Source organism: Acetobacterium tundrae, from assembly GCF_008086615.1.
Classification (GTDB): Bacteria; Bacillota; Clostridia; order Eubacteriales; family Eubacteriaceae; genus Acetobacterium; species Acetobacterium tundrae.
The window spans coordinates 1-5,964 of record NZ_RXYB01000044.1 but is presented as its reverse complement, the minus strand read 5'-3'; the positions used below and the strand labels follow the sequence as shown (position 1 = coordinate 5,964).

Annotated in this window: 5 protein-coding genes and 1 pseudogene; 5 read left to right on the top strand and 1 reads right to left on the bottom strand. The window is 39.8% G+C overall.

The window, feature by feature from the left end:
* The 3 genes and pseudogenes from FZC40_RS17230 to FZC40_RS16740 form a co-directional block, all read left to right on the top strand.
* Positions 1-463: pseudogene (locus tag FZC40_RS17230) on the top strand (hypothetical protein); the annotation flags it as partial.
* Positions 464-738: 275 nt separating this feature from the next.
* Positions 739-1,344, top strand: a complete 606-nt coding sequence (locus FZC40_RS16745) for a hypothetical protein (protein WP_148606470.1) — start codon at positions 739-741, stop codon at positions 1,342-1,344.
* 170 nt (positions 1,345-1,514) lie between these two features.
* Positions 1,515-2,744: an aminopeptidase gene (locus tag FZC40_RS16740; protein ID WP_148606468.1), complete on the top strand. Its 1,230-nt coding sequence runs from the start codon at positions 1,515-1,517 to the stop codon at positions 2,742-2,744.
* 111 nt (positions 2,745-2,855) lie between these two features.
* Here the strand turns inward: FZC40_RS16740 and FZC40_RS16735 are convergent, their stop codons facing one another.
* A complete protein-coding gene (locus FZC40_RS16735) occupies positions 2,856-3,632 on the bottom strand; it encodes an SDR family NAD(P)-dependent oxidoreductase (protein ID WP_148606466.1) in 777 nt (258 codons plus the stop codon).
* Between the two features lie 214 nt (positions 3,633-3,846).
* On the opposite strand from FZC40_RS16735, the gene FZC40_RS16730 reads away from it, so the two are divergent.
* Both FZC40_RS16730 and FZC40_RS16725 read left to right on the top strand, forming a co-directional pair.
* Complete coding sequence (locus FZC40_RS16730) at positions 3,847-4,731, top strand: radical SAM protein (protein WP_148606464.1); 885 nt, start codon at positions 3,847-3,849, stop codon at positions 4,729-4,731.
* A 14-nt stretch (positions 4,732-4,745) separates the two neighbouring features.
* On the top strand, positions 4,746-5,964 hold a 1,219-nt coding region (locus FZC40_RS16725; protein ID WP_243135859.1), incomplete at its 3' end, for an aldehyde dehydrogenase family protein.

Genomic DNA, 5,964 nt, shown 5'->3' with positions numbered 1-5,964 from the left:
AATTATTCTTTTGGCAGTCATTATTATCTTGTTTGCAAGTGACTTAATTGCAACCGTTAAAATAATACTTAAATTAAATAAAAAATTAGAACGAATCGATGAACTATCAGCGATTATTAAAAAGACATCAAATGAAATAGGCGAGAATCTGGCCACAAAAACCATTGATTTAGTTAATAAAAAAGATGCGATTGAAGATAAAATTGATATAAAGAAAAAGATTTTCGAGGAAGATATGGCGATTCAGAAAGAGACAAAAAAGGCAGCTTCGGAACATTGGGAACAAGCTCTTCCTGATTTAAGACAAGCGTATAGAGAACTTTTAGAAGCCAGCCCTTTTGGACAAAAGCGATTGCTGCGGGCATTTCCAACGCTGAAATCCACTCAACATAAAGAAGCTTTAGATAAAATAAAAGAAGATAAAATTGAGAAAACAGAATCAGTTGATTCAAAAGAGGCTTAGAGTATAATCTGATGAATTCACGTTTAAAATTAGTTGATTTTACTTTGCATCCTGATTTTCTACAAAAAAAGCTGAACTGAGTAATATAAAAAATGAAATGTTTGGTAGTAAATAAAAATATTTTGTTGTCATCAGTTATTATGATAAACAAACTGACATTACAGAATTTCTTATAAAAATCTCTTGAATATTTATCAATTTGTGATATACTATAAAAAATAGATTTATTGATCGTTTAGAATTTAATTGAATTTTTTTTTAGGAAGGTGATTTTAATGGAAGTACTCAGTATGGATGTTGCAAGACTTCAGGGAAATACGGCTACGGTTACAAAAAAAGTTGATGAGACAACAATAAAATCAGATGCGGCAAGCGTTGGTGGTCAAAGTTCCGCGCAGGAAGCAAACAGTTATTACAAATATGATACAATAGAACTGAGTCAGGATTATTTGGAATATAAAACAAAAAGCCAGAATAGCTCAGTGGAAAGTGATGCGAATCTTTTAAATGCAGCATCTGCACAGGAAAAACCGTCTGAGATGCCGCCACAGCAGAGCAAAGATAAAGCTTCAATTGTTGGAAATGACGTGAGTACCTTACAGAATACGACGTCTAATGACAGTGTGTCCACGAGCACTTCAACTGATGATCTATCATCTTATTCTGAAACTGAATTAAAAAGTTTGAAAGATGAAGGGAAAATAACAGTTGCGCAGTACAATTCAGAAATAGCCAGTAGAAAGATCACTGCTAAAACTGAAAACACTCAAACTGTGGTTGATCAAACAAAAGAAACCCAGAACCAGGCCCCTCAAATGCAGAATACCCAGACCCAGAGCGATCAAACCAAAAGCACAGTTGCAAACCCCAGTATTTTGTAGTAATCAAGTATATATAATATAATATAAAATATCCGGATCACCCCTTTGGAATACGCCATCAGGGGTGATTTTTGCAGTTGCCCATTAGTTTTAAAGTAGAATGCCGGATAATTGGGACTTAATATGTTATAATTTAGGACAATATTAATGATTAAGAAAAGGAACTTATAATGAATCACATTGAAAAATTACAGGAATATGCAAGACTAATTGTTCGGACCGGGGCCAATGTTCAGAAGAAACAGTATGTGGTTTTAAGCTGTGGTGTTGAGAATGTTTCCTTTGGTAGAATGGTGGTTGAAGAAGCCTATAAGGCTGGAGCAAAAGATGTCATCGTTTTCTGGAACGATGTCAAAACAAGCAGGACCCGATTTGACTATGCAGCTATGGAAGTTCTGGAAGACATTCCAGAATGGCGGGCAGAGTCGAAAAACTACTATGCCAGAGAGAAAGCTGCCTTTATAGCGGTGACCGGGAGTGATCCGGAAGCTTATCTTGGCGTGGACAGCGAAAAACTGAAAGTAAGTTCTCGGGCATCCGATGAGGCTTTTAAAACCTATTACAAGATGATGATGAACAGTGAAATACAATGGTGTGTTGCTGCCGTACCGGAAGCGAAATGGGCGCTGAAGGTCTTTCCAGAATTATCCGAAGAAGCTGCCCTGGAAAATCTTTGGGATGCCATCTTTGCTTCGGTCAGAATCGGTAGGGAAGACGCGGTCAAGGCATGGGCAAGACACAATACCTTTTTGAATGAAAAATGCAGGATGTTGAATGAACAACATTTTGAAAAACTCCATTATAAAAATAGCCTTGGTACGGATTTTACCATTGGCCTACAGAAAGACCATATTTGGGAAGGTGGCGGAGAATTTACCCCGGAGCAGGTCTATTTTTTTGCAAATATGCCCACCGAGGAAATTTTCACCACGCCGGACTGCAACCTCGCGGAAGGAACCTTGGTGGCGGCAATGCCGCTTAGTCATCAGGGCAACCTCATTGAGAATTTCAGCATAACCTTCCACAAAGGAAAGGTATCTGATTTTAAAGCCGAAAAAGGATATGATATCCTAAAGATGATTATTGAGATGGATGAAGGCTCAGATCGACTGGGTGAAGTGGCGCTGGTGCCTTATGATTCGCCCATTTCCAATACGGGAATTCTTTTCTATGAGACTTTATTTGATGAAAATGCAGCTTGTCATTTTGCATTGGGAGAATGCTATCCTACTACTGTTAAAGGCGGCGGAAATATGAGCAGGGAAGCATTGCAGAAAGTGGGAGCCAACCAGTCAATGACGCATGTCGATTTTATGATTGGAACGAAAGATCTGGAAATCATCGGAAGCACAAAAGATGGCCGTGAAATCTGTGTTTTCAAAAATGGCAATTGGGCCTGAATGTGATGTAGACAGCATTTAGCCCAGTCAATTATTTATGATTGTGTTCACTCGGGCACACAACTTCATAAAAGCATTGACTGGGCCGAAAGCATAAACAAAGGGGAAATGTTATACGATCGAAGTACCGCCATCAATAATAATATGCTGTGAAGTTATATATGAAGAAGCATCTGAGGATAGAAAAATGATGGCCCCATTACATTCCCCGCGGTTACCGGGTCTTCCAGCAGGTGAATTATGATTGTACATCTCTAAAAATGCCTCTGATTTGAATAATGTATCCACCGTCATTTCGGATTCAAATAATCCCGGTCCCACGGAATTTACCGTGATGCCATTTTGCATGTATGTCGCCGCCATCGCCATGGTAAGGCCTCTTACCGCTGCTTTGGTGGTATTATATGAATGACGGACTAAGGCTAGCTCTTTATCCGCAATAATGGCATTGACTGAAGCGGTGTTTACAATCTTACCGTAATTCTTATCCTTCATATGTGGTAAAACGTACTTACACATATTAACGATGCCCATAACATTGGTATCAAAGGCTTTTTGCCATTCATCAGCCGACATGGATTCAACGGTCCCATGAAGTGCTACGCCGGCATTATTCAAGAGGATATCAAGGTGTCCGAAAGTTTGAAAGACTTCTGCAACGGCTGATTTTGTGCTTTCTTCTTTTGTTACATCACATTGAACGGCAAGTACTTTATGACCGAAATTAGTGATTAGTTCTTGAGCTAATTCTTCTAAACGGTCTTTTCTGCGGGCCAAGATGGCCACATCAGCGCCGGCTTCGGCATAAGCCCTTGCCGCATCAGCACCCAACCCGCCTGAGGCGCCAGTGACAATGGCTACTTTTCCAGTCAAATCAAATAAGTTCATATTACCACTCCTTTAAATTTAATATTGAACATTATCTTATCAGTATTCGTTAAATGTGTCAACGATTTCACGAAAAATGCTTATATTTGGAAGCTGGTTTTAAATGATAAAGTCAGGTCATGATAATTGTTAATTCGTGCTTTATCTAACTTTAGAGATGAATATATATCGTCGCGTTTTCACATTAAATAAAAATATAAATTGAGGATAAATTATGAAATGTTATTTATGCCCGCGAAACTGCGGTGCTGACCGTGATAACGGGGAAATTGGCTTTTGTGGAGAGACAAATGAAATCGTGGCCGCCCGGGCGACGCTCCATTTGTGGGAAGAACCTTGTATTTCCGGGGCAGCCGGTTCTGGGGCAGTGTTCTTTTCCGGATGCAATCTAAGATGTGTATTTTGCCAGAATGTTCATATCGCAAGGGCAAAGACCGGTAAGAAGATACCGGTGGAGAGGCTGGCAGCGATTTTCATGGAGCTAGAGGCAAAGGGCGCCTTAAACATCAACCTCGTAACGCCCACCCATTATGTTCTGCAGATTATCGCAGCACTGGAACTTGCGAAAAACCAGGGCCTTGTTCTTCCCGTGGTTTATAATACCGCCAGTTATGAAAAAGTTGAGACCCTAAAGTTGTTGGAAGGCAAAGTGGATATTTTCCTTCCAGATTTTAAATATTTAGATCCTGACCTCAGCAGAAAATATTCCAAGGCTGTTGATTATCCAGCGACAGCCAAAGCGGCGCTGAAGGAAATGGTTCGTCAAGCAGGTAAACCGGTGTTTGATGAAGATGGCATAATGAAGAAGGGGGTCATTGTCAGACATCTCATGCTTCCGGGTGGTCTGGAAGATTCGAAGAATATCATCAAATATCTTCACGAAAGATACGGAGATTTTATTTATATCAGCATCATGAATCAGTATACGCCGCTGCCTCATGTGAAAAATTTTCCAGAACTAGACCGGAAAATCAGTTCAGCAGAATATGATGAACTGCTAGATTATGCGATTGCTCTAGGGGTGGAAAATGCTTTTATCCAAGAGGGCGGCACCGCTGAAGAAAGCTTTATTCCGGAGTTTGATAACGAAGGCGTCTAAATATGGAGGTTAGTATGAAAGAAATGACAGTTGCAGAAGTGACGGGATTATTGGAGGTGCATCATGAATATTTTGATTCCCAGGTCACGAAAAATGTAGCGTTTAGGATTGATCAATTAAAGAAATTAAAAATAGGAATGTTGAAGTATGAACAAGCGATGATGGATGCATTAAAATCGGATTTAGGCAAGCATCCGGTCGAATCCTACGCGACAGAAATAGGATTTGTTTATCGCAGCATTACGGATACCATTAGGCATATTAAGAAATGGGCAAAACCGGTACGGGTTAAAACGCCGATATTTTTGATGCCTTCAAGCAGTCATACACTATACGAACCGTACGGAACGGTTTTAATCATGGGACCGTATAATTATCCATTACAACTGATGCTTGAACCGTTAGTGGGGGTGATAGCAGCGGGAAATTGTGCGGTACTGAAACCATCGGAAATAGCGCCACAGGTATCCAGAGTAGTGGCAGAAATGATCAATAATACTTTTGATAGAAATTACATCAGCTGTGTTGAAGGAACCGTCGAAACAAATACGTTTTTGATTAATGCGAAATTCGATTATATATTCTTTACCGGCAGCGCTGGTGTAGGAAGAATTGTTAAGGAGGCGGCCGCTAGAAATCTGGTTCCGTCAACTTTGGAATTGGGTGGGAAAAGTCCTGTTATAGTAGATGAGAGTGCTAACATTAAAGAGACGGCCAGAAGAATTATGTGGGGGAAAACACTAAATGCCGGACAAACCTGTGTGGCACCGGATTACGTGTTGGTTCATGATTCTGTGAAAGATGAATTAATCTGTGAAATGAAAAATTGTCTGCAGTTATATTATGGCAATGATATTAAACATAATAATTCGTATGGAAGAATTATTAATGAAAGTCATTTTGACCGGATTACGACGATGATGGAAAAAGATAAAGCGGGAATTGTGTTTGGCGGAAAAAGCGATCGAAGTGATAAATTCATTGAACCAACGCTAATCGAAATTTCATCGTGGAGTGCGGCTACGATGAAAGAAGAAATATTCGGACCGGTGCTTCCAATTATATCTTATGAAGATATCGATAGTGCCATACAGGATATTAAGAAGTTGCCGAAACCGTTAGCCCTCTATTTATTCACAACGAAAATGAACGTGGAAAGAAAAGTGATCAGTGAAATTTCATCAGGTGGGGTATGTATAAACGATGTGATATCGCATGTGGCAAATTCCAATT